This is a genomic window from Nocardia sp. CA-151230 (genome assembly GCF_050942175.1).
Taxonomy (GTDB): domain Bacteria; phylum Actinomycetota; class Actinomycetes; order Mycobacteriales; family Mycobacteriaceae; genus Nocardia.
Genome location: NZ_CP192061.1, coordinates 1,182,719 through 1,206,110 on the forward strand (window position 1 = coordinate 1,182,719; position 23,392 = coordinate 1,206,110).

Annotated in this window: 26 protein-coding genes; 11 read left to right on the plus strand and 15 right to left on the minus strand. The window is 68.5% G+C overall.

Annotated elements, in window-relative coordinates; genetic code table 11:
• The first annotated feature begins 3 nt into the window (after nucleotides 1–3).
• Nucleotides 4–1,518 carry an MFS transporter gene (locus ACQP1O_RS05135; RefSeq protein WP_433564734.1) on the plus strand — a complete coding sequence of 505 codons (1,515 nt, stop codon included), beginning with the start codon at nucleotides 4–6 and terminating at the stop codon, nucleotides 1,516–1,518.
• The gene (locus ACQP1O_RS05140; RefSeq protein WP_433564735.1) at nucleotides 1,508–2,125 is read left to right on the plus strand and encodes a TetR family transcriptional regulator; all 618 of its coding nucleotides are present in this window, start codon (nucleotides 1,508–1,510) and stop codon (nucleotides 2,123–2,125) included. The genes ACQP1O_RS05135 and ACQP1O_RS05140 overlap by 11 nt, the downstream gene beginning before the upstream one ends.
• Here ACQP1O_RS05140 and ACQP1O_RS05145 read toward each other — a convergent pair.
• The gene (locus ACQP1O_RS05145; protein ID WP_433564736.1) at nucleotides 2,122–3,012 is read right to left on the minus strand and encodes a phenylalanine 4-monooxygenase; all 891 of its coding nucleotides are present in this window, start codon (nucleotides 3,010–3,012) and stop codon (nucleotides 2,122–2,124) included. The two genes, ACQP1O_RS05140 and ACQP1O_RS05145, sit on opposite strands and share 4 nt — an antisense overlap.
• Before the next feature lie 202 nt (nucleotides 3,013–3,214).
• Nucleotides 3,215–3,697, minus strand: coding sequence for a hypothetical protein (locus ACQP1O_RS05150; protein WP_354830193.1), 483 nt, complete (start codon nucleotides 3,695–3,697; stop codon nucleotides 3,215–3,217).
• Nucleotides 3,698–3,824: 127 nt separating this feature from the next.
• Between ACQP1O_RS05150 and ACQP1O_RS05155 the strand changes: the two genes are divergently transcribed.
• The gene (locus ACQP1O_RS05155; protein WP_433564737.1) at nucleotides 3,825–4,448 is read left to right on the plus strand and encodes a PadR family transcriptional regulator; all 624 of its coding nucleotides are present in this window, start codon (nucleotides 3,825–3,827) and stop codon (nucleotides 4,446–4,448) included.
• A gap of 110 nt (nucleotides 4,449–4,558) precedes the next feature.
• On the opposite strand, the gene ACQP1O_RS05160 is transcribed toward ACQP1O_RS05155, so the two are convergent.
• The 5 genes from ACQP1O_RS05160 to sdhC all read right to left on the minus strand — a co-directional run bounded on the left by ACQP1O_RS05160 (nucleotide 4,559) and on the right by sdhC (nucleotide 8,588).
• Nucleotides 4,559–5,044, minus strand: coding sequence for a hypothetical protein (locus ACQP1O_RS05160; RefSeq protein WP_433564738.1), 486 nt, complete (start codon nucleotides 5,042–5,044; stop codon nucleotides 4,559–4,561).
• Between the two features lie 159 nt (nucleotides 5,045–5,203).
• Entirely contained in the window at nucleotides 5,204–5,971 is a 768-nt protein-coding gene (locus ACQP1O_RS05165; protein ID WP_433564739.1) for a succinate dehydrogenase iron-sulfur subunit, read from the minus strand.
• Nucleotides 5,971–7,722, minus strand: coding sequence for a succinate dehydrogenase flavoprotein subunit (gene sdhA, locus ACQP1O_RS05170; protein WP_433567583.1), 1,752 nt, complete (start codon nucleotides 7,720–7,722; stop codon nucleotides 5,971–5,973). Before sdhA ends, ACQP1O_RS05165 begins: the two co-directional genes overlap by 1 nt.
• A gap of 33 nt (nucleotides 7,723–7,755) precedes the next feature.
• Nucleotides 7,756–8,187 (minus strand): succinate dehydrogenase hydrophobic membrane anchor subunit, encoded by a 432-nt coding sequence (locus ACQP1O_RS05175; RefSeq protein ID WP_379381912.1) that lies wholly within the window; start codon nucleotides 8,185–8,187, stop codon nucleotides 7,756–7,758.
• 8 nt (nucleotides 8,188–8,195) lie between these two features.
• Complete coding sequence (gene sdhC, locus ACQP1O_RS05180) at nucleotides 8,196–8,588, minus strand: succinate dehydrogenase, cytochrome b556 subunit (RefSeq protein ID WP_364605183.1); 393 nt, start codon at nucleotides 8,586–8,588, stop codon at nucleotides 8,196–8,198.
• 301 nt (nucleotides 8,589–8,889) lie between these two features.
• On the opposite strand from sdhC, the gene ACQP1O_RS05185 reads away from it, so the two are divergent.
• From ACQP1O_RS05185 to ACQP1O_RS05200, 4 genes are all read left to right on the plus strand, one after another.
• Nucleotides 8,890–9,291: a cytidine deaminase gene (locus ACQP1O_RS05185; protein ID WP_433564740.1), complete on the plus strand. Its 402-nt coding sequence runs from the start codon at nucleotides 8,890–8,892 to the stop codon at nucleotides 9,289–9,291.
• Between the two features lie 97 nt (nucleotides 9,292–9,388).
• Entirely contained in the window at nucleotides 9,389–10,675 is a 1,287-nt protein-coding gene (locus tag ACQP1O_RS05190) for a thymidine phosphorylase (protein WP_433567584.1), read from the plus strand.
• A 19-nt stretch (nucleotides 10,676–10,694) separates the two neighbouring features.
• Nucleotides 10,695–11,048: an excalibur calcium-binding domain-containing protein gene (locus ACQP1O_RS05195; protein WP_433564741.1), complete on the plus strand. Its 354-nt coding sequence runs from the start codon at nucleotides 10,695–10,697 to the stop codon at nucleotides 11,046–11,048.
• A gap of 130 nt (nucleotides 11,049–11,178) precedes the next feature.
• The gene (locus tag ACQP1O_RS05200; RefSeq protein WP_433564742.1) at nucleotides 11,179–12,270 is read left to right on the plus strand and encodes an adenosine deaminase; all 1,092 of its coding nucleotides are present in this window, start codon (nucleotides 11,179–11,181) and stop codon (nucleotides 12,268–12,270) included.
• An 84-nt stretch (nucleotides 12,271–12,354) separates the two neighbouring features.
• Here the strand turns inward: ACQP1O_RS05200 and ACQP1O_RS05205 are convergent, their stop codons facing one another.
• The 5 genes from ACQP1O_RS05205 to ACQP1O_RS05225 form a co-directional block, all read right to left on the minus strand.
• Complete coding sequence (locus ACQP1O_RS05205) at nucleotides 12,355–13,596, minus strand: primosomal protein (protein WP_433564743.1); 1,242 nt, start codon at nucleotides 13,594–13,596, stop codon at nucleotides 12,355–12,357.
• 26 nt (nucleotides 13,597–13,622) lie between these two features.
• Nucleotides 13,623–13,952 carry a YbaB/EbfC family nucleoid-associated protein gene (locus tag ACQP1O_RS05210; protein WP_433564744.1) on the minus strand — a complete coding sequence of 110 codons (330 nt, stop codon included), beginning with the start codon at nucleotides 13,950–13,952 and terminating at the stop codon, nucleotides 13,623–13,625.
• Nucleotides 13,953–13,960: 8 nt separating this feature from the next.
• The gene (locus ACQP1O_RS05215) at nucleotides 13,961–14,302 is read right to left on the minus strand and encodes a hypothetical protein (protein WP_433564745.1); all 342 of its coding nucleotides are present in this window, start codon (nucleotides 14,300–14,302) and stop codon (nucleotides 13,961–13,963) included.
• A gap of 61 nt (nucleotides 14,303–14,363) precedes the next feature.
• Nucleotides 14,364–15,524 carry a C40 family peptidase gene (locus ACQP1O_RS05220; RefSeq protein WP_433564746.1) on the minus strand — a complete coding sequence of 387 codons (1,161 nt, stop codon included), beginning with the start codon at nucleotides 15,522–15,524 and terminating at the stop codon, nucleotides 14,364–14,366.
• A 94-nt stretch (nucleotides 15,525–15,618) separates the two neighbouring features.
• The gene (locus ACQP1O_RS05225; RefSeq protein WP_433564747.1) at nucleotides 15,619–15,942 is read right to left on the minus strand and encodes a type VII secretion target; all 324 of its coding nucleotides are present in this window, start codon (nucleotides 15,940–15,942) and stop codon (nucleotides 15,619–15,621) included.
• A 140-nt stretch (nucleotides 15,943–16,082) separates the two neighbouring features.
• Between ACQP1O_RS05225 and upp the strand changes: the two genes are divergently transcribed.
• Entirely contained in the window at nucleotides 16,083–16,706 is a 624-nt protein-coding gene (upp, locus tag ACQP1O_RS05230; RefSeq protein WP_433564748.1) for a uracil phosphoribosyltransferase, read from the plus strand.
• A 13-nt stretch (nucleotides 16,707–16,719) separates the two neighbouring features.
• Here upp and ACQP1O_RS05235 read toward each other — a convergent pair whose 3' ends face one another.
• The gene (locus tag ACQP1O_RS05235) at nucleotides 16,720–18,360 is read right to left on the minus strand and encodes a phospho-sugar mutase (protein WP_433564749.1); all 1,641 of its coding nucleotides are present in this window, start codon (nucleotides 18,358–18,360) and stop codon (nucleotides 16,720–16,722) included.
• Nucleotides 18,361–18,370: 10 nt separating this feature from the next.
• Nucleotides 18,371–19,174, minus strand: coding sequence for a purine-nucleoside phosphorylase (locus ACQP1O_RS05240; RefSeq protein WP_433564750.1), 804 nt, complete (start codon nucleotides 19,172–19,174; stop codon nucleotides 18,371–18,373).
• A gap of 168 nt (nucleotides 19,175–19,342) precedes the next feature.
• On the opposite strand from ACQP1O_RS05240, the gene ACQP1O_RS05245 reads away from it, so the two are divergent.
• From ACQP1O_RS05245 to ACQP1O_RS05255, 3 genes are all read left to right on the plus strand, one after another.
• Nucleotides 19,343–20,047 (plus strand): enoyl-CoA hydratase/isomerase family protein, encoded by a 705-nt coding sequence (locus ACQP1O_RS05245; protein ID WP_433564751.1) that lies wholly within the window; start codon nucleotides 19,343–19,345, stop codon nucleotides 20,045–20,047.
• 265 nt (nucleotides 20,048–20,312) lie between these two features.
• Nucleotides 20,313–21,500, plus strand: coding sequence for a M20 family metallopeptidase (locus tag ACQP1O_RS05250; RefSeq protein ID WP_433567585.1), 1,188 nt, complete (start codon nucleotides 20,313–20,315; stop codon nucleotides 21,498–21,500).
• Between the two features lie 86 nt (nucleotides 21,501–21,586).
• Nucleotides 21,587–22,756 (plus strand): M20 family metallopeptidase, encoded by a 1,170-nt coding sequence (locus ACQP1O_RS05255; protein ID WP_433567586.1) that lies wholly within the window; start codon nucleotides 21,587–21,589, stop codon nucleotides 22,754–22,756.
• 107 nt (nucleotides 22,757–22,863) lie between these two features.
• Here ACQP1O_RS05255 and ACQP1O_RS05260 read toward each other — a convergent pair whose 3' ends face one another.
• Complete coding sequence (locus ACQP1O_RS05260; protein WP_433564752.1) at nucleotides 22,864–23,277, minus strand: PPOX class F420-dependent oxidoreductase; 414 nt, start codon at nucleotides 23,275–23,277, stop codon at nucleotides 22,864–22,866.
• Between the last annotated feature and the right edge of the window lie 115 nt (nucleotides 23,278–23,392).

Consider the following 23,392-nt stretch of genomic DNA (forward strand, 5'->3'; position numbering starts at 1 on the left):
GTCATGAAAGCTCAGGGAGTGCGCCGCTGGCTGGCGCTGGGAGCCCTGGCGGTCGCCATGCTGACCATCGGCCTCGACGTCACCGTGCTCACCGTCGCCCTGCCCACCCTCGCGGTCGACCTGCACGCCGATACCTCCGCGCTGCAGTGGTTCAGCAGCGCCTACACCCTGGCCCTGGCCGCCTTCATGCTCCCGGCGGGAGCCCTCGGCGACCGGTACGGGCGTAAGAAGTTCCTGCTCGCGGCGTTGCTGCTGTTCGGCGTGGCCTCGGTGGCGTGCGCCTTCGCCACGTCCTCCGGCCAGCTCGTCGCCGGCCGCGTGGTCCTCGGCCTGGCCGCGGCGATCATGATGCCGCTGTCCATGGCGGTGCTGCCCACCCTCTTCCCCGAGCAGCGCGAACGGCAGCGGGCCATCACCATCTGGATCACCTCGACCGCCATCGGGCTGCCCCTGGGCCCGATCGTGGGCGGCTGGCTGCTGCAGCACTACTGGTGGGGCTCGGCCTTCCTGCTGAATGTGCCGCTGGTGATCATCGGCGCGACCGCCGTCGGCCTGCTGGTCCCGGAATCCAAGAGTGAGAGCACTTTCCGCATCGATCTGCCCGGCGCTCTGCTGTCCGCGGCCGGAATGCTCGGCATCACCTACGGTTTCATCCGCTGCGGTCAGGAGGGCTGGGGCGACGCCGTGGCCTGGACCGCCATCGCCGCGGGCGTCGTCCTGGGCGGGGCATTCGTGCTGTGGCAGCGTCGCACCGCGCACCCGCTGGTCGACCTCGGACTTTTCCGCGAGCCCGGATTCCGTTGGGGCACAGTGTTCATGGTGCTGGTGAACTTCGCGATGTTCGGCCTGTTCTTCACCATGCCGCAGTACTTCCAGGCGGTGCTGGGAGCCGATACGCTCGGCAGCGGCCTGCGCCTGCTGCCGCTCATCGCGGGCCTGGCCGCCGGCTCCCGGGTGGTGGACAAGCTGCTCCCGAAGGTCGGTGTCCGCACCGTGCTGGTGGCCGGATTCGCCTTGCTCGCGGCGGGTCTCGGCATGGGCGCGCTGATCACCGTGGACAGCGGGTACGGCTTCGCGGCCGCCGCACTGGTGCTGCTCGGTCTCGGGATGGGATTCGTGATGCCCGCGGCCATGGGTGCGGCCACCGACGACCTCACCCCCGAGCGGGCCGGTTCCGGATCCGCGCTGCTGCAGGCGCTGCGGCAGGCGGGCGGCACCATCGGCGTCGCCATCCTCGGCACCGTGCTCTCCACCCAGTACCGCTCCGGCCTGGGTGATCTCGACCGCGCACCCATCTCCGACGGCGTGAACGCCGGGGTCGGCGTGGCCCGCAAGCTCGGCGACCCGTCCCTGCTGGCCCACGTGCAGAGCGCCTTCGTCGACGGTATGAGCGCCATGCTGTGGGTATGCACCGCCATCTGCGCGGTCGCCGCGGTGCTGGCAGCCTTCGTGATCCGCCGCAAGGATCCGGTCGTGACCACCGATCTCGATGCGGGACAATCGGTCCATGTCGGCTGAGACTGCCTCCGCGACGCCCCCGGCCCCGGTGAAGACCGCGGCCGGGGGTGGCCTGCGTGAACGCAAGAAGGAACGCACCCGCCGCACCATTCGCACCGAGGCCTTCCGCCTGTTCCGCGAGCAGGGCTACAACGAGACCACGGTCGAGCAGATCGCCGCGGCCGCCGACATCTCGCCCAGCACGTTCTTCCGGTACTTCCCCTCCAAGGAGCAGGTGGCGCTGGCCGACGATCTGGACCCGATCATGATCGCGTCCATCGAGAAGCAGCCGAAGGAACTGTCCATGCTGGCCGCGTTCAAGCAGGCCACCCTCGACGCCTTCGCGTCCCTGTCGCCCGAGGAATTCGCCTTCGAGCAGCAGCGGGTGGAATTGCTCTACTCGATTCCGGAGCTCCGGGGCGCGGTGGCCCGGGAGTTCGAGCGCAGCATCGAACTGATCGTCGAGATCATCGCGCGGCGAACCGGCCGTGCCGCAGGGGATTTCGAGGTACGGGCCTTCGCCGGTGCGCTCAGTGGAGCGATGATGGCGTTCATCGGCGACGCGCCGTTCACCCCGGAGCACATCATGCGCGTCATCGACTTCCTCGAGGCGGGTATGCCGCTCTAGGTCGGTTTCACTGCCATGAGCCGCTCCACCGTCTCATCGGTCATGGTCTCGAAGAACCCGCCGACCACATCCTCGATCTCGCCGACGGATTCGGCGCAGTACAGGATCGGCTGATAGTGGGTGATGTCGTAGGAGATGGTCCCCATGGCGTGAATGTCCAGCGGCCGCAGCTCGGCCTGGCGGAACTCCTCGATCTCCCCGAAAGAGGACAGCAATCCCGCACCGTAGCAACGCACTTCGCCGTGCTCGCGCAGCACCCCGAACTCCATCGAGAACCAGAAAACGTCGGCCAGGAACTTCAGCGCCCGGTCGGTCTCCAAGCGGGCCACCGCCGCGCCGACCGTCTCGTACACGGACGCGAAGCGCGGGCTGGCCAATTGATTGGCGTGCCCGAGGATTTCGTGCACAGCGTCCGGCTCCGGGGTGTAGAGCGGCGCGGAGTGGTGGCGAATGTACTGGGTGGAGTGGAAGGTCCGGTCGGCGAACGAGCCGAAGAACTCCCGCAGCGGCACCAGTCCGGCCGCGGGCGCGTACCGGAATCCGGTGAGCGGCATCAGCTTCGCGGTCACCTCGTCGAGTTGCGGAATATGGTCCGAGGGCAGCCCGAGCCGCTCGGCGGCCGTGATCACCTCCGCGCACGCGTAACGTTCCCGCTTGCGCGCCAGTTCGGCGGAGACGATCCGCCAGACCTGTTGCTCCTCCGCGGTGTAGTCGATGTGCGGCACCCGGGCCCCGGGGTGGTACTCCAGCGCCATGGCGGCGATCGCATTGCGGCGGGCCCGGTACACGGGGTCGTGCACACCCGGATGCTCGTCGCTCAAGTGCACTGTCACATCGCCGTCGGCCCCCTTTGTGACCGGCGAGTACAGCTGAGCCTCGGTGAACATACTTCGATGCAAGCACCGGTATGTGATCTAGACAACGAAAGACCGCCCAGCTGGTCAGATTGACCAGCTGGGCGGCTTCGGTCTCGGCGAACGACGAGCGGCGAGCCGCTGTCAGGTAGGCATTCGTACCCGTATCGAACGCGGCGGCCCGGCCGGTCCCCCGCCGGACCCGTTTGCAGCCGGGCCCGGCGGGAGGCGGTGATCAGCGCGGTGCGTTGGCCGGGTCGAGCAGGGTCGGGGTGCGGCCCTCCCGGTGCGCTTGCTTGGCGTCCTCGAAGAACTCGCGGCTGAACAGGGCCGACAGCACCGCGATGCCGCCGCGATGGATGCGGAACTCGCTCTTGGTGCTGGAACCGGTGAGCCGGATGACGCGGCCGGCGGCGTCCTGCGGGCGGGCCATGTCCTTGACCCGGCCACGACCGGTCCAGGCCAGCTCGGTCTGGTCGATGACCGCGTCCTCGGGGACCAGCAGCTTGACCATGGCGTGGTCGAGGTCGGCGTGCACCACGATCTCCTGCTCGCCCTCGATCCAGGGCGAGCGCAGGTCGATGACGACGCTGCCGTAGCGGGCCTTCACCTCGAACGAGGAGGAGTGGGTCCAGTCGCCCAGGTGCTTGGTGGTGGCGTGGTCGGTGTGGATCTTGACGGTGTCGGCGCCGGTGCTGGTGGTGTCGATGGCGTTCATGTCCCTGTCCTTTCGGAGGTGGTGGTGCTGGTCGGGTTCGCCTGCTCCTCAATAGTGGCATACAAACTAGTTACTTTGCAACTAGTTATTCGAAACTAGTTTTTGGGCACCTAGTAAGATGGACGGCATGACAGCATCGACGCAGGCCACACAGTTCAAGCGGTCGCCCCTGGCCATGGCGGTGCTCGGCATCCTGCACCTGGAGCCGATGCACCCCTACGCCATCCAGCGCCGCATCAAGGAGTGGGGCAAGGACAAGGTCGTGAACGTGGGGCAGCGCGCGCAGCTCTACAAGACGATCGCGCGCCTGCAGGAGGCCGGCCTGGTGGCCGTGCGTGAGACGGGGCGCGATCAGCAGTACCCCGAGCGCACCGTCTACGAGATCACCGACGCGGGCCGGACCTCGTGCATCGCGTGGATCAACGAGATGGTCAGCACGCCGCGCAACGAATTCCCGGAATTTCCTGCGGCACTGTCATTTCTGATGCTGCTCACCCCTGCCGCCGCGCGCGCCGAACTCGAGAAGCGGGCCGCCGCCCGGCGTGCCGACCTGGAGGCGATCGACGCGGGCATGGCGCAGGCCGGACAGTTCGGGCTGCCGCGCATCACCATGCTCGAGGACGAATACCAGCGCGCGCTCATCGCGGCCGAATCACATTGGCTGGAAGGCGTTCTCGCCGACCTCGCCGATGGCAGTCTGACCTGGTCGTGGGAATCGCTGGCGCGCTTCCAGGATCAGACCACGGTGTAGGCGAACGGCGCGGTGCCGCACGCGAACGGCTTCGGCCCGCAATAGGGCAAGGCCGCCCGCATCGGAAGATGCGGGCGGCCTTGATATTTCGGACGGCTGTGACCGATGGATCAGAAGAAGCCGTCGTCGTTGTCGTAGTCGTCGCCGTTGTAGTCGCCACGGCCGGCGTCGTCGAATCCGCGTTCGTAAGCACGCTCTTCGTCGCGCTCGTCATCGTCGGACAGCATCTCGCCGATCAGCATGCCGCCCACCAGACCGGCCGCACCCGCCCCGATCATGGCGCCGGTGCTGTGGCCCCGGCGCGGCGGCGGGGGAGCATACCCCGGCTGCGGGGCATACCCCGGCTGGGCTGGATACCCGGGCTGCGGCGGATACCCCGGCTGCGCGGGGTAACCGGGCGGTGGATAGCCGGGCTGCGGCGGATACCCCGGCTGCGGATAACCCTGCTGCACCGGCTGATAGAACGGCGGCTGCGTGGTTTGGATACGCTGCGCACAGAATTGGCAGACCTCGACGGTACGGGCTACCCCCCACTGCGGCTGCCACGTCACTTGCATGGCGGCCGGGCCGTGAGCCGGGTCGAAGAAGCAGATCACAGGAGTTTCCTCTACGTGCGCGCCCGGCCGCGACCGGACTTGGTGCCTTCGCAAGGAAAACGCCCGAACCCGCTCTCCCGGTTCCCGTGCCCTTCGTCTCACAGGGAAGGGCGCCCGCATCGGAAGATGCGGGCGGCCTTCGAGTTTCGACTCAGTCGATCACCGCGCGAACAGGAGGGCGCGCTTGACCTCCTGGATCGCCTTCGTGACCTCGATGCCACGGGGGCAGGCGTCGGTGCAGTTGAAGGTGGTGCGGCAGCGCCACACACCCTCGACATCGTTGAGGATGTCGAGGCGCTCGCGGGCGCCCTCGTCACGGCTGTCGAAGATGAAGCGGTGCGCGTTCACGATCGCGGCCGGGCCGAAGTAGCTGCCGTCGCTCCAGTACACGGGGCAGGAGGTGGTGCAGCAGGCGCACAGGATGCACTTGGTGGTGTCGTCGAAGCGGGCGCGGTCGTGCTGGGACTGGATGCGCTCGAACGTCGGCTCGTTGCCACGGGTGATCAGGTACGGCTTGACGGCCTTGAAGGCGTCGAAGAACGGCTCCATGTCCACCACGAGGTCCTTCTCCACGGGCAGGCCGCGGATCGGCTCGACGGTGACCGTCAGCTCCTTGCCGCTCTTGGGCAGCATGTCCTTCATGAGGATCTTGCACGCCAGGCGGTTGACGCCGTTGATCCGCATGGCGTCCGAGCCACACACGCCGTGCGCGCAGGAACGACGGAAGGTGAGCGTGCCGTCCAGGTAGGACTTGATGTAGATCAGCACGTTCAGGAACCGGTCGGTCGGCAGCACCGGAACCTTGAATTCGTCCCAGTGCTGGCCCTTCCCGTCCTCCGGGTTGAAGCGGGCGATCTTGACCGTGATCAGGGTCGACCCGTCCGGCACCGGAGCCGGCTTCTGCGGCGTTTCAGCGACAGCAGTCATCAGTACTTACGCTCCATCGGCTCGTAGCGGGTCTGCACCACCGGCTTGTAGTCCAGGCGGATGTCGGAGATGAGCTCCGGGCTGGTCTTGTAGGCCATGGTGTGCCGCATGAAGTTGACGTCGTCGCGGTCCGGGTAGTCCTCGCGCGCGTGGCCGCCGCGGGACTCCTTGCGGTTCACCGCACCCGCCACGGTCACCTCGGCCAGCTCCAGCAGGAAGCCCAGCTCGACGGCCTCGAGCAGATCGCTGTTGTAGCGCCGGCCCTTGTCCTGCACGGTGATCCGCGAGTAGCGCTCCTTGAAGACCTGGATCTCCTCGAGCATGGACTTCAGCGACTCCTCGGTGCGGTACACACCGGCCTTGTCGTCCATGGAGTTCTGCAGCTCGGTGCGGATGTCGGCGACGCGCTCGTTGCCGTGATCGCTGAGCAGACCGGCCAGCCAGTCCTGCACCATCTGCGCCGGGTTCTCCGGCATCTCGACGAACTCGGCGCGCGCCGCGTACTCGGCGGCGGCGATGCCGGCGCGACGGCCGAACACGTTGATGTCCAGCAGCGAGTTGGTGCCCAGCCGGTTGGCGCCGTGCACGGAGACACAGGCGCACTCACCGGCGGCGTACAGGCCGGGAACGATGTCGGTGTTGTTGCGCAGCACCTCACCGCGGATACGGGTCGGGATGCCACCCATCACGTAGTGACAGGTCGGCATGACCGGCACCGGCTCCTTGACCGGGTCCACGCCCAGGTAGGTGCGGGCGAACTCGGTGATGTCGGGGAGCTTCTCCTCGAGCACGTCCTCGCCGAGGTGGGTCACGTCGATGAGCACGTAGTCCTTGTTCGGGCCGGCACCGCGGCCCTCACGGACCTCGAGCACCATGGAACGCGCGACGATGTCACGCGGCGCCAGGTCCTTGATGGTCGGCGCGTAGCGCTCCATGAAGCGCTCACCGGAGGCATTGCGGAGGATGCCGCCCTCACCACGCACGGCCTCCGAGATCAGGATGCCCAGGCCCGCGAGGCCTGTCGGGTGGAACTGGTGGAACTCCATGTCCTCCAGCGGAAGTCCCTTGCGGAACACGATCGCCATGCCGTCACCGGTGAGGGTGTGGGCATTGGAGGTGGTCTTGTACATGCGACCCGAACCACCGGTGGCGAAGATGATCGCCTTGGCGTGGAACACGTGCAGCTCACCGGTGGCCAGCTCGTAGGCGACCACACCGGTGGCGACGGGGCCGCGGTCGGTGTCGGTGAGGATCAGATCCAGCACGTAGAACTCGTTGAAGAACTCCACGTCGTGCTTGACGCAGTTCTGGTACAGCGTCTGCAGGATCATGTGGCCCGTGCGGTCGGCGGCGTAACACGCGCGACGCACCGGCGCCTTGCCGTGGTCACGGGTGTGACCGCCGAAACGACGCTGATCGATCTTGCCCTCGGGCGTGCGGTTGAACGGCAGGCCCATCTTCTCCAGGTCGAGCACGGCGTCGATGGCCTCCTTGGCCATGATCTCCGCGGCGTCCTGGTCGACCAGGTAGTCACCACCCTTGACGGTGTCGAAGGTGTGCCACTCCCAGTTGTCCTCTTCGACATTCGCGAGCGCTGCGCACATACCGCCCTGCGCCGCACCGGTGTGCGAGCGGGTCGGGTAGAGCTTGGTCAGCACGGCGGTGCGGACCCGAGGACCGGCCTCGATCGCCGCACGCATTCCAGCGCCACCGGCACCGACGATCACGACGTCGTAGCGGTGCTCCTGAATCGGTCGGGATTCACTCATCGAGGTGGCCTGTTCCTAACTGATGTTGGGGTCGAAGGTGAAGATCACGTAGGTGCCGGTGACCATGACCAGGATCATGGACACGACCAGCAGCGTCTTCAGCCAGAAGCGAGTGGAGTCCTTGCGCGCGTAGTCGTCGATGACGGTGCGCAGGCCGTTGCCGCCGTGCAGCTGGGCCAGCCACAGCATGGTGAGGTCCCAGATCTGCCAGAACGGCGAGGCCCAGCGGCCGGCGACGAACGCGAAGTTCAGGCGGTGCACACCGCCGTCGAGCATCAGCATGATCGTCATGTGGCCGATGACCAGCACGACCAGCAGCAGGCCGGAGGCACGCATGAACAACCAGGCGTACTTCTCGAAGTTGTTGCCGCCGACGCGACGGGGGGCGCGCGGAGCGTCGAGGGAGGCGGGGCGGTCGTAGGACTTGCCGAGAATGGGTGCGGTCATGTCGGCTCTCAATTCGTCAGCAGGTAGAAGAACTGGCGGCCGACGCCGGCGCCGGCGACGACGATCCAGATCGCGAGCACGACCCAGAGCATCTGCCGCTGATAACGCGGGCCCTGCGACCAGAAGTCGACCAGGATGATGCGGATGCCGTTGAACGCGTGGAACAGCACGCAGACAACGAGGCCCATCTCCATCAGGGCGACGACGGGGTTCTTGTAGGTCTCGATCGCATGGTCGTAGGTGTCCGGGCTGACTCGCACCAACGCGGTATCGAGGACGTGGACGAACAGGAAGAAGAAGATCGTCACGCCGGTGATGCGGTGCAGAGCCCAGGACCACATGCCGGGGTCGCCTCGGTACAGGGTCCGCTTCGGCTTGGCCGGAGCTTCTAGCGTGGTCATAGAGTGCGGTGCCTCCAACGTCGTTGATGGACCCGGTCAGAATCCGGCGCGGAGCCTTCGGACTGTCGAAACCACCTGCTCACGAGCGGAATCAAACGTCCGGTGGCAGTGCTGCAGGCCCGCTTCGGGTACCTGAACCGATCTGTCGTGAACTCTAAACCCAGCTTTGAGGGGGAACTAATTCGGCGTGCCGCTCGTTGGGCCAAATTGTTGCGAGTTAGGTTTGCCTTTCCTGATTTTTGCGACCGGGTGGAACGCCTATCACGCGGGTGTCACCACGTCCATGGGAGGATGGTCCGAAATGTCTGATATTGACTGGAAAATCCTGCGTGGCAAGGCTTTTGAAGTCATGCAAGAGGCTTATGCCCCTTACTCTCGTTTCCCTGTCGGGGCCGCGGCTCTCACCGTCGATGATCGCGTGGTGAGCGGCTGCAATGTGGAAAATATCTCATACGGTTTGGGCCTCTGCGCCGAATGTGTACTGGTCGGTAACTTGATTTCGACCGGAGGCGGGCGGCTCCGGGCGGTCTCGGTCTGCGACTCCCGAGGCGCCGTGCTCATGCCCTGTGGACGCTGCCGGCAGATCCTGCTCGAACACGGCGGCGGCGAGTTGCTCGTCGATCACCACGGCGGCCCCGTCACCCTGAATACTCTGCTGCCGGACTCGTTCGGCCCCGGCGACCTCGCCGCCGGACAACTCTGACCATCGGTGCTCGAAGGCTATAACCGCTGATCGCCGTGGCGCGCGCGGGAATCCGTGCACATCGGGCCGGGCTCATGCCAGGGTGGAGGGTGTGAGTGTGCACTCGGCGGTGGACGTGATTCGGGCCAAGCGAGACGGCGGTGAACTCAGCGACGCGCAGATCGATTGGGTGGTGGACGCGTTCACGCGCGGGGAGGTGGCCGACGAGCAGATGTCGGCGCTGGCCATGGCCATCGTGTGGCGGGGCATGACGCGGCGCGAGACCGCGCGCTGGACCCGGGCCATGATCGACACCGGGAAGCGTTTGGACTTCACCGATCTGGGCCGCCCGACCGTCGACAAGCACTCCACCGGCGGGGTGGGGGACAAGATCACGCTGCCGCTGTCGCCGCTGGTCGCGGCGTGCGGGGCCGCCGTGCCGCAGCTGTCCGGGCGCGGATTGGGCCACACCGGAGGCACTCTCGACAAGCTGGAGGCCATTCCCGGCTGGCAGGCCGACATTCCGGTGGACCGCATGCGGAAACTGCTGTCGGATCCCGCCGTCGGGGCCGTGGTGTGCGCCGCCGGGGCCGACCTCGCGCCCGCCGACAAACGGCTCTACGCGCTGCGTGACGTGACCGGGACCGTGGAATCCATCCCCCTGATCGCCAGCTCCATCATGAGCAAGAAGATCGCCGAGGGCACGGGAGCGCTGGTGCTGGACGTGAAGGTCGGGCGCGGGGCCTTCCTGAAACAGCTGGACCAGGCGCGCGAACTCGCCACCGCCATGGTCGAACTCGGCACCGACGCGGGCGTGCGGACGGTGGCGCTGCTCACCGCGATGGACACCCCGCTGGGCCATACCGCCGGAAACGCCCTGGAGGTCTGCGAATCCCTGGACGTGCTGGCCGGCGGCGGCCCGGCCGATGTCGTCGACCTCACCCTCGCCCTGGCACGGGAGATGCTGGCGCAGGCCGGGATCACCGACATCGACCCGGCCGACGCCCTCGCCGACGGCCGGGCCATGGACCAGTGGCGGGCCATGGTGCGCGCCCAGGGCGGCGACCCGGACGCGCCGCTGCCGCAAGCACGCCATACGGAAACCGTGCGCGCCGCCGCCGGGGGCACGTTGACCCGCCTCGACGCCCTCGATGTCGGGCTGGCCGCGTGGCGGCTGGGCGCGGGCCGGGCGCGGCAGGGTGACCCGGTGCAGGCCGGGGCGGGCATCGAAATGCACGCCAAGCCAGGCGATTCCATTGTTCCGGGGCAGCCGCTGCTGACCCTGCACACCGATACTCCGGAGGCGTTCCCGGTCGCGCTCGAGATCCTGCGCGGCGCGTACACCGTCTCCGAGACCGATCCGGTGGAGCAGCAGCCGCTGATCCTGGGCCGCATCACCGCCTGACCCGGCCTAGCCTGGGATTGTGAAGCACAGAACCGATTTCCGAGGCCGGGCCGCGGCGGCGGCCGCGCTGGGCGTGTTCGGCCTCGTCGCGCCGCTGGGCGCGGTGCTGCCCGCCGCGTGGTCGCCGGCGCCGGTCGCGCAGGCCTCGCCCGCGGACAATATTCCGTCCGACTCCTCCGGGGACAATCAGCCGAACTCGCTCTCGCGCGGCGATGTCACACCACCCTCGACCGAGAAGAAGGCCAAGCCGTCGCCCGTCTACACCAGCTGTGAACAGGTGTGGGCGCAGGGCGGGGGCCCGATCTACCTGGGCCAGCCCGGGTATTCGGTGCTGCTCGATCCGGACGGGACCGGCGTCGCCTGCTCCCGCTAGGCGCTCGCCGGTGCCCGGTAGGTGAAGGATTCCTACTGGTCAGCAACGTGACGGCAACGACATGCCGAACTGTGGGGTGAGTCCGGTCAACCGCCCTGCTGCAGCACGCGAATGCGGCTAACGTTGCTACATGACTGGACCGATGCCCCTCACTCTCGCTTCGATCCGCCAGGCTCCGAAGGCGGTCCTGCACGATCACCTCGACGGCGGGTTGCGGCCCGCGACCGTGCTGGAGCTGGCCCGCGCCTGCGGCTATGACCAGTTACCGGCCGGCGATGCCGCCACGCTGGCGGACTGGTTCCGGGACGCGGCCGACAGCGGCTCGCTCGAGCGCTATCTGGAGACCTTCGCGCACACCGTCGCCGTCATGCAGACCCCCGAGGGCCTGCGCCGGGTGGCCCGCGAATGCGCCGAGGACCTCGCTGCCGACGGCGTCGTCTACGCCGAGGTGCGGTTCGCGCCCGAGCAGCACCTCGAGGCCGGGCTCACCCTCGACGAGGTGGTCGAGCACACCATCGCCGGATTCCGCGAGGGCGAGGCCCTGGCAGCGGCCGCCGGCACCCCGATCACCGTGGTCTGCCTGCTCACCGCCATGCGGCACGCGGCCCGCTCCCGCGAGATCGCCGAGCTCACCGTGCGCTGGCGCGACCGCGGCGTCGGCGGGTTCGACATCGCGGGCGCGGAGGCGGGCTATCCGCCCAGCCGCCACCTGGACGCCTTCGATTACATGCGGGCCAACCTGGCGCACTTCACGATTCACGCGGGCGAGGCCTTCGGGCTGCCGTCCATTCACGAGGCCGTCGCGTTCTGCGGCTGTGAGCGCCTCGGCCACGGTGTGCGCATCACCGACGACATCACCGATTCGGCCGACGGCCCCAGACTCGGCGTGGTCGCGAACTATGTGCGGGACATGCGAATCCCGCTCGAACTGTGTCCGTCCTCCAATGTGCAGACCGGCGCGGTGCCCTCGCTCGACAAGCACCCCTTCGATCTGCTGGCCCGCCTGCGCTTCCGCGTGACGGTCAATACCGACAACCGGTTGATGAGCGACACGACCATGAGCAAGGAGATGCTCAAGCTGTCGGAGACCTTCGGCTACGGCTGGAGCGATCTGGAACGCTTCACCATCAATGCCATGAAGTCGGCGTTCATCCCGTTCCCGGACCGCCTGCGCCTGATCGACGAGGTGATCAAGCCGGGCTACGCGGTATTGCTGGGATAGGGATACTGCGGTGTTGTCGGGATAGGTTGTCCCGCAAAGTAATTCGGGCCGCACCCGGAGGTGCGGCCCGAATCGGGTTTGCGATCAGCCCTGCTGCAGGCGACCCTCGAAGGCCGACTCCAGGACCTTCCAGGCATCCGCTTCCGCCGCGAACGGCGGGTTGGGGGCCATCCGGGTCGGGTCGGGGTTGAGCAGGTAGGAGACGTACCAGCCCAGCGGGGTGGACACGGCCAGGGCCGATTCGACCGAGTCGTCGTCGGCGTAATCGGCTGCGTCGGTGAACAATTCGACGGCCAGGTCGAGCTGGTCGGTGTCCACGGACTTGGGGCCGGACGCCAGATCCTCGGACAGGCCCGGCAGGACGTAGACGTTCTCCTCGTCGACCTCGACATCGAGGGAGCCGTCCACGGCGGCGGTCTGCACCTCGCCGTAGGTGCTCACCCGGGCCAGGTCGTGGTCGTGGTCGTCGGCCAGGTAGCGGGCCAGGGCGCGCTCGGAACCGAAGACCGTGATGCTGCCGTCCTTGCCCAGGAAGATGGGCTCGTCGTCGACATAGCAGCGCAGGGTGAAGACGGTGCCGTCGGAGGTGACGATCTTGACCGGGTCGATGCCGACCTCGTGCCAGAACGAGAGCTCCTCGTCTTCGTCGTCCTCGTCCAGGTCGACGGCCTCGATCTCGTCGTCATCGCTCTCGGCCGCATCTTCGGCGTCGACGATGTTCTCCTGCGCCGCAAGCAGTTCCGCCTCGGCGACCGAGACCGCGTCGGCGTCCACCTCCGGAATCGTCACCACCGAGTCGATGGCGTCGATGACCGCTTCCCAATCCTTGGCGATGGCCGCGCCGATCTGGTCCCAGAGTTCCTCGCCCTCCCGCCCGGCGAAGGCGCCGACGCCACCGGCGAGCGCGCCCAGCACCGGGTGCGAGCCGAAGAACTTGGTGACGGTGTCGAGTTCGCACACGTCGCCGATATTGCGGACCATCTCGAGGGTCTCCTCGAGCTCGGAGACCACCTCCGGGTCCGGGTCGTCGGCGGCCAGCTCGGGCACGCCGACCAGATCGAAGACGTACTGCTCCTCCGGCTCCAGTTCCGCCGCCGACAGTCCGGCGATGATCTTCCAGGCCGGATGATCCACCAGATCGTTGTCGGAGTTGGTGCGAATGAACGCGGCCAGCTCCGCGACGGACTCGAATCCGTACAGGTCTTCCTCGTGACCGAGGAATGCCTGCCACTCATCGTCACCGTCTCGCCAGCGGGGTGCCCAGAGGGTGACAAGATCGCCTTTGGTCAGGCCGAGCGCGATCGGGACGATGTCTCCAGAAGCCATGACCCGAAGCCTATCCAGTCGCCGCGTCAGGCACTATCCGGGCCGCCCCCAACATTTCTCGAGACGTCTCCGCCGGACAGTGAGTCGTTCAATCGGGCAATGATTCGGGAGCGCCGCGCGGTCGCCTCGGCAGCCGCCTGCCGACACGTCCAGAGGATCAGCCGCGATACCTCGGCGGGAGCGCGCGAGGTCACCGATTCGGCCAGCCACAGCCTGGTCAGCGCGCCGTCGCCATCGACCTCGGCGGTCACCGAACCGTCCTCGGACGTGCAGCGGCCCTGGATCCGGGACAGCCCGTGCAGCGTGGCCTCGAGTGCTTCCAGCTTGTCGCCGACACCCTGGATCAAGGCATCCATCTCGGCGCTCATCGGTTTCGCAGCCAACTGGTCTGTCCGGTATCGGCGTCGTCGAGCCGGTCCAGCTCGTCCACCGCGGCCTGCCGGGTGGGCAGGCCCAGCCGATCCAGCATCGCCTCCGGGACGCCGGCCTCGGCCAGCTGTTCGCGCCGCCGCGCCCGGGCCACGATCGCCGAGCGCTGGGTGAGCCGCAGCATCTCGGCGGCGAGAGCCGGTGCGCCGTACCGGTATTCAGCGCGCTCGAACCGGATCTCCACCGGCATGCCCTGATCGGTGGCGCGCACCGTCACCGTGCCGGATCGATTGGTGGCCGCGGCGACAGCCACCGCCGGAACCTGTGGTCGCGTCATCCTGTCTCCCTTCGAAACGCCTGTTCGTGGCCCGAATGCCCAAGCTGTGGGCCGGTGGAACCTAGGCGGTGGGCCGGTAGAAACCGAGGAACCGCATCCCGCTGTTCTCGCTCCGGATCGGCCCGACCTGAACCGGATCACCCGCTTCGACCAATTGCCCGTTCCCGATCACCATCGCGACGTGGCCGTCCCACACCGCAAGATCACCGGGCATCAAGTCCCCTGGACCGACCCGCTGGTGCCCGTACCCCTGCTCCTGCGCCAGCCGCGGCAGCGCGACACCCGCCTGCGCATAGGCCCACTGGGTCAGACCGCTGCAATCCATCCCCGCCCCGGGCGTCTCCCCACCCCACACATACGGCGTCCCCACCGCGCTCAACGCATTCCGAACCGCATCCGCCGCCTGCTGATTCGGCGCTTCCACGGTGCTCCCATCCGGCAGCGTCACCCTCACCCCACCCCCTTGCGGCCGCGTAACCGTCGAGTCATGGCCGCGATCGGGCGTCTTCGGCGTCGTCACCGATGCCGGGCTGGTGTGCAGGCCGCCCGGCGAGAAGCCGGACCCGAGCAGTGTGTCCCCGGCCGCCGCGACCGCGCCCCCGGCGGCCGCGAGGCTCGTCCCGGCCTGCGGCGCCACACTGTCCATCGGCACACTCGCCGCCGGCACGACCACCGCATCGCCCGGTCCGCCCGACGCGGGCGTCATCTGGCCGGGCGCCGGGACAGGTCGCGCCAACTCCGCCATGAGCGCAGTCTCCGAATCCAGTTCGGCCCGCACCCGCTCGACCACCCGCATGGCCCGCCCGATGTGATCGATCGCCGACTCCACCAGGGCCGCGACCCCACCCGCGGTCAACCCGGTCGCCCCCATCATCTCGACCTCCGCCGTGAACGACCGCAGAATCGCCTCCACCTCCCGCCGCCCGGCGGCGACCTCCGCATCCGCCCGCTCCACGACGACCGCCATGGCCAGCCCCCGTTCGGATGCGATGGCGGCCGAGGTCTGCACCCGCAGCGCCTCGTCCACGGCCGCATCACCGGCCCGCCCCCGCCACGCGTCGGACATCCGGTCGACACTCGACCGGCTCTCGGCGTGAACCTGGTCCACAGCGGCGGACGTCTCCCGCAGCACCTCGGCAGCCCCGCCGGGCCCGGACCCGAAGCTCCGCAGCAACTCGACGATCGGCTCCGCCAGCGCCCCGACCGCCGGCTCTCCGCTCATCCGCCCACTCCCGCCCGAGTCCTCCCGCACGGCAACCTCTTTCGATCCACCCCGCCGCGCCGCCCTGCCGCCCAGCGGATCTCGGGTGCGGCCGTCATGCGCCCGCCTCCGCGCCGGCGGTGCCCAGCATCGCGGCGTACGCGCTGTCGTGGGCGGTGTAGGCGGCGGTGGCGGTGGCGGTGGTGGCGCTCATGGCGGTGAGGGCCGTCGAGACCTCGTCGAGAGTGGTCAGGTGGGTGCCATGCGCCGCGGCGTAGGCCGTGAGGAAGTCGGCGCCGATGAGGCCGAAGGCGGGCACGAGTAGTTCGGGGGCGGCGGTGGCGGCGTGCGCGGCGGCGGCCGCGAGATCTGCGCCGAGGACGGTGGTGGTCGTAGCGTAGGCGGTGAGGCCGTCGGGATGGATCGAGATGCGGTGCATGAATGCCCCCTTCATGCCGGTCGCCGGGATGGATGTGTGCTGCACGGGGTTGGACGCGGGGCGGGGCCGGGTGGTTCCCGGGGCGGAGGAATTCCGGTGGGCGGGGATCGCGGACGGCGGTGCTGACCTATGGTTTTCGTATGCGCACACTCGTCGTGGACCATCCGCTCGCTGCCGCTTTGCTGACCACCATGCGAGATGCCCGGACGACCAATCCGACATTCCGGGCCGCGCTCCGGGACCTGACCGGGATTCTGGTCTATGAGGCCATGCGGGACGCCCCGGTGGAGCGATTCCCGATCACCACGCCGGTGGCCGCCGCGGAGGGGACGCGGCTGAATGCTCCGCCATTGCTGGTTCCGGTGCTGCGCGCGGGGCTGGGCATGGTGGAGACCGCGGAGAACCTGATTCCGGACGCCCGGATCGGGTTCGTCGGCCTGGCCCGCGACGAGGAGACGCATCAGCCGACCCCGTACATGGAGTCGCTACCCGACGACCTGTCCGGCACCCCGGTCATGGTGCTCGACCCCATGCTCGCCACCGGCGGCTCCATGGTCTACACCCTGGACCTGCTGGCCACCCGCAATGCTCGCGACATCACCGCGCTGTGCGTTGTCGCCGCACCGGAAGGCATTGCTGCCCTGGAGAAGTCGGGTCACCCGGTGCGCCTGGTCACCGCCTCGGTGGACCGCGGCCTCAACTCCGACGCCTACATCGTCCCCGGTCTCGGCGACGCCGGCGACCGCCAATTCGGCCCGCGCTGAACCACTCCCGTGCTCAGAGCTTCTCGCAGAACATCCGGATCTCGGAGAGCCGCTGCGCCGCAGCGGCCTTGGCGGCCGGGAGTCCGTTCCGGTCGGCCACGGGCACGAACGTCTCCAGATAGCACTTGAGCTTCGGCTCGGTACCGGACGGCCGGACCACCACGCGAAGCGTTGGACCCTCGAAAACCAGTGCGTCGGTGCGCATCTGCCCACGTAGCCGCGCCATATCGGTGCAGCTCACCGCCTCCCCGGCGATCTCGGCCGGCGGCATCTCGCGCAGCCGCGCCACCACGGCCGCCGCCTCGCTCACGTCCGGCAGCCGCAGCGACACCTGATCCCCCGCGTGCACACCGAATTCGACCGCGAAGTCGTCGAGGACGTCGAACAGCGTCCGCCCCTCCGCCTTCACCTGCGCCACCAGATCGGCCGCGACGACCGCCGCCGAGATACCGTCCTTGTCGCGCACCGCGGCCGGGTCCACGCAGTGGCCGATCGCCTCCTCGTACGCGTACACCAGCCCCGCACCCGCCCGGGCCAGCCACTTGAACCCGGTCAGCGTCTCCGCGTACCGCGCCCCGCGAGCCCCGGCCAGCTTGCTCAACAGCCGCGACGACACGATGGTCGTGGCCACCAGGGAGTCCGGCGCGGCCGTTCGCAGCACGAAATCGCCCAGCAGCACCCCGGTTTCGTCGCCCCGCAGCATCCGCCACCCGTGCGGTCCCCGCACCCCGAGCGCGCACCGATCCGCATCCGGATCGAGTGCGATGGCGATATCCGCGTCCAGCCGCTCGGCCAGCCCCAGCAGCAGATCCGCCGCGCCCGGCTCCTCGGGATTCGGAAAAGCGACCGTCGGAAAATCCGGATCCGGCGCGAACTGCTCGGTGACCACCAGCACTTCGTCGAACCCGGCCCCGCGGAGCGCCGCCACCGCCAACTCCCCGCCGACACCGTGCATGGCGGTCAGCGCGATCCGAATGTCGCTGCGCTGCCGTGCCTCCCACGCAGCGGGCATCGTCGTGCCGGTCGCTGCTCCGCCATCGCCGGCCACCTCCACCGCGGTTGCCCCGGGCGGCTGCGTCGTCTGCTCGCCGCCGATCAGGCTGGGCAGCAGGGTGACTCGGGCCAGGTAGCGGCGGACGATCTCCTCGCCGAGCTCCTCGACCGGGGTGCCGGCGGGCAGTCCCAGAATGCTCGGGTCCGGGGCGGTCGGGCCGGGGTCGGTGCGGGGGATCCGGCCGGTGACGGCGTCGATGCAGCGCTCGATCTCGGCGTCGGCGGGTGGGATGAGCTGGGAGCCGCCGTCCAGGTAGACCTTGTAGCCATTGTCGGTGGCGGGGTTGTGGGAGGCGGTTATCTGCACTCCGGCAACGGCTTTCAGCTCGCGAACCGCGAAGGCCACCACCGGGGTGGGCAGCGGGCGGGGGAGTGTCAGCACCGAGAAACCGGCCGCCGCGAAGACTTCCGCCGTCGCGGCGGCGAACTCGGCGGAGCCGTGCCGGGCATCGCGGCCCACGATCACCAATCCGCCGCCCAGGCAGCGGTCGCGCAGCCAGGCGGCGATGCCGGCGGAGGCCCGCGCGACGGTGTCCACGTTCATGCCGTCCGGGCCGTCCTGGAGCGGACCGCGCAGCCCGGCGGTTCCGAAGCGCAGCATCCCCGCGCGCCTAGAGGCGTTCCAGCACGCCGCGCAGCAGTTTGCCCAATCGCGGTGCGGCGGCGTGGCCTTCGGCCAGCACCTCGGCGTGCGAGAGGTGCGCGCCGGTGACTCCGGCGGCCAGGTTGGTGACCAGCGAGATGCCGAGCACCTTGGCTCCGCCCTCGCGGCAGGCGATGGCCTCGAGCACGGTGGACATGCCGACCAGGTCCGCGCCCATGGTGCGCAGCATGCGGATCTCGGCGGGGGTCTCGTACTGCGGCCCGGTCAGGCCCGCGTACACGCCCTCGGTCAGGCTGGGGTCGATTTCCTTTGCGAGCCTCCGCAATTCGGGATCCCAGGCGTCGACCAGATCGACGAAGTTCGCGCCCTCGATGGGCGTCCGGCCGGTCAGGTTGATGTGGTCCGCGATGAGCACCGGCTCGCCGACCGACAGCCCGTCCCGAATGCCGCCCGCGGCATTGGTGAGCAGCACGGTCCGCGCGCCCGCGGCCAGCGCGGTGCGCACATTGTGCACGACCTGGCTCGGCGCATGGCCCTCGTAGAGATGCTGGCGGCCCATGAGCAGCAGCACCGGCGCGTCATCGACCGTGACGGAATGAATGGTGCCCTGGTGCCCCTGTGCCGTCGGCGATCCGAATCCCGGCACCTCGGCCATCGGAATGGAGGTCGTCGGTTCGCCGATCTCGGCGGCAGCCTCCTGCCAGCCGGACCCCAGCACCACGGCAATCCGGTGCTGCTGCACTCCCGTTCGTTGCGCAATGGCTTCGGCGGCTAGTTCGGAAACCCCGCCCATGGCCTTCTCGGCTAGCATGTCGCCCACCCTAGTCGTGTTCGATTGCCTCCGCTTCGCTACGGCGGGTTCGCGGCCGACGCGCAGGTCTATGGAGCCGGAAGCTCGGTCCAGAATCGAGCCGGGCCGCGAACTGCCTGCTTGCTACCCGCCAGTAGTAAAACCTGTTGGGAGCGCTACCCTCTGCCCATGCCGTATTTGAAGCGTGATGGGGATGTGTTCGTGCTGTACCTCGGGACCGAGGGTCAGGCCATCGACAACGAGAACCGCTTCCACCCCGACTGGATCACCGAGGTCCACGCGCTGCTCGACGAGGTCGAGGCGTCCGAGGGCCCGGCCGCCCTGGTCGTCACCGCCGACGGCAAGTTCTTCTCCAACGGCCTCGACACCGACTGGCTGTTCGGCAACTTCGACAAGAACTGCTGGTACCTCGACCGCGTGCACTCGCTCTACAGCCGCCTGCTGGCCTTCGGCCTGCCCACGGTCGCCGCCGTGAACGGCCACGCCTTCGGCGCCGGCGCCATGCTCGCCACCTCCTGCGACTTCCGGGTCATGCGGGCCGACCGTGGCTTCTGGTGCCTGCCCGAGGTGCACCTGGGCATGCCGTTCACCGTCGCCATGAACGCGCTCCTCACCAACCGCCTGGTCAATCAGGTCGCGGTGGAGGCCATGACCACCGGCCGCCGCTACAGCGCCGATGACGCCATTGCCGCGGGCATCGTGGACGCCAAGGCGGATGCGGACGTGTTGCTCGCCACCGCGGTCGCGCGGGCCGACATGCTCAAGGGCAACCGCAAGCCGAACCTGCCGGTCATCAAGCGCGCGCTGCACCAGCAGGCGCTGGCCGGGCTGGCCGTGGAGACGACCCCGGAGAACCTGGCCTTCAATCCGTAAGGATCCGATCCTTCCGCTTCGCAGGGGTTCGAGGGTTCGCCCTCGAACCCCTGATTTCTGAGCGTGCCGCGATGATTTCTGCGTGTCCGGCACTCTGCCGGAGATTTTCCGGCTTACCTGCTGCGACAGAGTTGCGCGGCAGTGCGAGACTGTTGGAATGTCACCATCGCGCAACGGCGATGACCGGAGATCCTGCGTACCGATCGGTCGGCACGACTCGTCCGTGCCGCCCTCGAACGCTGCCGTGGCATCGGCGGATCCGGCCCTGCTCGCCGCGGCCGATGCGGCCGTCGCCGGGTACCGCGATCAGCTGATCGCACTCTCCCACGACATTCATGCGGAACCCGAGCTGGCCTTCGAGGAATTCCGCAGCGTCGCAAAGACAATCGAGCCGTTGCGGGAACGCGGATTTCGCATCGAATCCGGCGTGGCGGAACTGCCGACCGCATTCACCGCCGAATACGGCAGCGGTGACCTGGTGGTCGGTATTTGTGCCGAATATGACGCCCTCCCCGAAATCGGCCACGCCTGCGGCCACAACATCATCGCCGCCGCCGGGGTCGGCGCGGCGCTGGGCCTGGCCGCGGTCGCCGACGCCTGCGGCATCACGGTGAAGGTGCTGGGCACGCCCGCCGAGGAGTCCGGCGGCGGCAAGGTGCTCATGCTCGAGCGCGGCGTCTTCGACGATCTCGCCATGGTCATGATGGTGCACCCGGGCCCGGAGGATATCGCCGGTGCGCATTCACTGGCCCTCGCCGATTTGTCGGTGGTTTTCCACGGCCGGGAATCGCATGCCAGCGCCGCGCCGCAGTACGGGCGGAATGCCCTGGATGCCGTTACCGTCGCGCAAGTTGCTCTAGGTTTGCTACGGCAGCATCTCCTGCCCGGGCAGCAACTGCACGGTATAGTCGGATCGGGCGGCGTCGCCCCCAATATCGTGCCCGGACACGCGGAGCTGCTGTATTACCTACGTGCGGTCGACTCCGCGACCCTCGATGATCTGATGCAACGAGCATCGGCATGTTTCGAGGCAGGTGCCCTGGCGACCGGCTGCACACATGAAATCCGGAAGCTTGCGCCGACATATACCGAGCTCACTCCCGATAGCGCACTACTGTGCGCCTATCGCGAGCAGATCACCGCACTCGGCCGCGAGCCGATCGCCCCGGAATTCGAGGCGGCACGGCCGCTGGGCAGCACCGATATGGGCAATGTCACCAATGTCATCGCCGGTATCCACCCGGTCATCGGCATCGATGCGGGGGGCGCGGTGACCCACCAGCCCGCGTTCGCGGCCGCCGCCGTGAACGCGTCGGCCGATCGCGCCGTCCTGGACGGGGCAACGGCACTGGCTCGCACCGCGATACACATCGCAGGCGACAAATTGCACAGGGACAGGTTGTCGGAACGAGTCATACAACGGCAGTTTCAGCGACAGGAGGACATTCGGTGAGCACAACCGGCCGGTCCGCGGCGCGCGTCAACGGACCACTGGCGGCGTCGTGCGTGAACAACACGCAGACGCCGGCCGACGCCGCGATGGACCCGGCGACCGGGCACGAGGTAGTGGAGTCGTGGCTCGCGGAGCACATGGACGACCTCACGACGTGGCGTCGCCATATCCACGCCAACCCGGAGCTGTCCCGAACCGAGTTCGGCACCACCGAATTCGTGGAGTCATGGCTGGTCAAGGCCGGGCTCGAGCCGCGCAAGCTACCGAGCGGCACCGGCCTGATCTGTGATATCGGTCCCGACGGCCCGCGCATCGGCCTGCGTGCCGACATGGACGCGCTGCCGCTGCAGGAGTACACCGGGCTGCCGTTCGCCTCCACCGTGCCGGGCGTGTCGCATGCCTGCGGGCACGACGCGCACACCACGATTCTGCTCGGCACCGCGCTGGCGCTGGCCGAGATCGAGGACCTGCCGGTCGGCGTGCGGCTGGTGTTCCAGCACGCCGAGGAGGTCATGCCCGGCGGCGCCGTCGACATGGTCGCCGCGGGCGCCATGGAGGACGTCTCGCGCATGTTCGCGCTGCACTGCGACCCGCGGCTGGAGGTGGGCCGGGTCGGCATCCGGGTCGGCCCGATCACCTCGGCCGCCGACACCGTGGAGCTGGTGCTGGACTCGCCCGGCGGCCACACCTCCCGCCCGCACCTGACCAGCGACCTGGTCTACGCCATCGGCACGGTCATCACCGGCCTGCCGGGTCTGCTCTCCCGCCGCATCGACCCGCGCACCAGCACGGTCATGGTGTGGGGCGCGGTGTCGGCGGGCAAGGCGCCCAACGCGATTCCGCAGACCGGCATGCTCACCGGTACCGTCCGCACCGGCGATCACGCCACCTGGTCGCTGCTCGAGCCCATGGTCCGCGAGATCGTCGAGGGCCTGCTGGCTCCCACCGGCGTCCGCTACCAGCTCAACTACAAGCGCGGTGTGCCGCCGGTGGTCAATGACGAGCAGGCCGTGCGCATGTTCGAGGACGCCATCCGCGGTCTCGACCCCGATGCCCTCGCCGACACCCCGCAGTCCGGTGGCGGCGAGGACTTCTCCTGGTATCTGGAGGAGGTTCCCGGCGCCATGGCCCGCCTCGGCGTCTGGTCCGGGCAGGGCGAGCAACTCGACCTGCATCAGCCCACCTTCGACCTCGACGAGCGCGCTCTCGCCGCCGGAGTCCGGGTCCTCACCAACATCGTGCTGAACGCCCGCTGACGCAGCGACAACGAAGCCGGGCCGCACTGGAAAGTGCGGCCCGGCTTCACGTTTCGGGGAACTGCTTCGCCTTGCCGGCGGGAACTACTCGGCCTTGCCGGCGGGAACTACTCGGCCTTGTTGGCGATGTCGCCCCAGGCGTGCCAGCGGTCGATCTCGATCCAGGCGGAGACGCGCTTCTGGTCGCGGACGGCGTAGTCGCTGCCGATGTAGTGCTGGGCGATGCGGTCGATGACCGAGGAGTCGGGGTCGTTCTCCAGGGAGACGATGCGACCCTGGATGCTGACGTGGCTGTACCAGTTGTCGCCGTCGAGAACGGTGAGGCTGACGCGGGGATCCTCGCGCAGGTAGTCCAGGCGCTTGCGGAAGTCGGCCAGGTTCACCAGGATTCGGCCGTTCTCGTACAGATACCAGGTGGCGACCGAAACCGGCTGGCCATCCGGACGATTCGAGGCGAAGATCGCCGGGTTGGGGCGGGACAGGAATTCGGCGATCGGGGCGGGCACGGGGGTGGCGGGCATCGGCTGCTCTTTCGACGGTTCGAAGATCGTTTCCGGTTCCCGTAACAGCGGCGCCGCGCCGAATCTTCCGGCCCCGGCCCCGCTGATCCGTCGCACCGCGTCCGATGCGCCGCGC

Excerpts from the sequence above, each read along its gene's own strand:
- ACQP1O_RS05175 (WP_379381912.1), bottom strand. The coding sequence starts at position 8,187 with ATGACCGCACCCATTCTCGGCAAGTCCTACGACCGCCCCGCCTCCCTC.
- ACQP1O_RS05145 (WP_433564736.1), bottom strand. The coding sequence starts at position 3,012 with ATGTTCACCGAGGCTCAGCTGTACTCGCCGGTCACAAAGGGGGCCGAC.
- ACQP1O_RS05240 (WP_433564750.1), bottom strand. The coding sequence starts at position 19,174 with ATGCTAGCCGAGAAGGCCATGGGCGGGGTTTCCGAACTAGCCGCCGAA.
- ACQP1O_RS05260 (WP_433564752.1), bottom strand. The coding sequence starts at position 23,277 with ATGCCCGCCACCCCCGTGCCCGCCCCGATCGCCGAATTCCTGTCCCGC.
- ACQP1O_RS05135 (WP_433564734.1), top strand. The coding sequence starts at position 4 with ATGAAAGCTCAGGGAGTGCGCCGCTGGCTGGCGCTGGGAGCCCTGGCG.
- ACQP1O_RS05235 (WP_433564749.1), bottom strand. The coding sequence starts at position 18,360 with ATGCTGCGCTTCGGAACCGCCGGGCTGCGCGGTCCGCTCCAGGACGGC.
- sdhC (WP_364605183.1), bottom strand. The coding sequence starts at position 8,588 with ATGACCACGCTAGAAGCTCCGGCCAAGCCGAAGCGGACCCTGTACCGA.
- ACQP1O_RS05150 (WP_354830193.1), bottom strand. The coding sequence starts at position 3,697 with ATGAACGCCATCGACACCACCAGCACCGGCGCCGACACCGTCAAGATC.
- ACQP1O_RS05205 (WP_433564743.1), bottom strand. The coding sequence starts at position 13,596 with ATGGCTTCTGGAGACATCGTCCCGATCGCGCTCGGCCTGACCAAAGGC.
- ACQP1O_RS05245 (WP_433564751.1), top strand. The coding sequence starts at position 19,343 with ATGCCGTATTTGAAGCGTGATGGGGATGTGTTCGTGCTGTACCTCGGG.
- ACQP1O_RS05210 (WP_433564744.1), bottom strand. The coding sequence starts at position 13,952 with ATGGATGCCTTGATCCAGGGTGTCGGCGACAAGCTGGAAGCACTCGAG.
- upp (WP_433564748.1), top strand. The coding sequence starts at position 16,083 with ATGCGCACACTCGTCGTGGACCATCCGCTCGCTGCCGCTTTGCTGACC.
- ACQP1O_RS05255 (WP_433567586.1), top strand. The coding sequence starts at position 21,587 with ATGGACCCGGCGACCGGGCACGAGGTAGTGGAGTCGTGGCTCGCGGAG.
- ACQP1O_RS05220 (WP_433564746.1), bottom strand. The coding sequence starts at position 15,524 with ATGAGCGGAGAGCCGGCGGTCGGGGCGCTGGCGGAGCCGATCGTCGAG.
- ACQP1O_RS05225 (WP_433564747.1), bottom strand. The coding sequence starts at position 15,942 with ATGCACCGCATCTCGATCCATCCCGACGGCCTCACCGCCTACGCTACG.
- ACQP1O_RS05200 (WP_433564742.1), top strand. The coding sequence starts at position 11,179 with ATGACTGGACCGATGCCCCTCACTCTCGCTTCGATCCGCCAGGCTCCG.
- ACQP1O_RS05215 (WP_433564745.1), bottom strand. The coding sequence starts at position 14,302 with ATGACGCGACCACAGGTTCCGGCGGTGGCTGTCGCCGCGGCCACCAAT.
- ACQP1O_RS05140 (WP_433564735.1), top strand. The coding sequence starts at position 1,508 with ATGTCGGCTGAGACTGCCTCCGCGACGCCCCCGGCCCCGGTGAAGACC.
- ACQP1O_RS05155 (WP_433564737.1), top strand. The coding sequence starts at position 3,825 with ATGACAGCATCGACGCAGGCCACACAGTTCAAGCGGTCGCCCCTGGCC.
- ACQP1O_RS05165 (WP_433564739.1), bottom strand. The coding sequence starts at position 5,971 with ATGACTGCTGTCGCTGAAACGCCGCAGAAGCCGGCTCCGGTGCCGGAC.
- ACQP1O_RS05185 (WP_433564740.1), top strand. The coding sequence starts at position 8,890 with ATGTCTGATATTGACTGGAAAATCCTGCGTGGCAAGGCTTTTGAAGTC.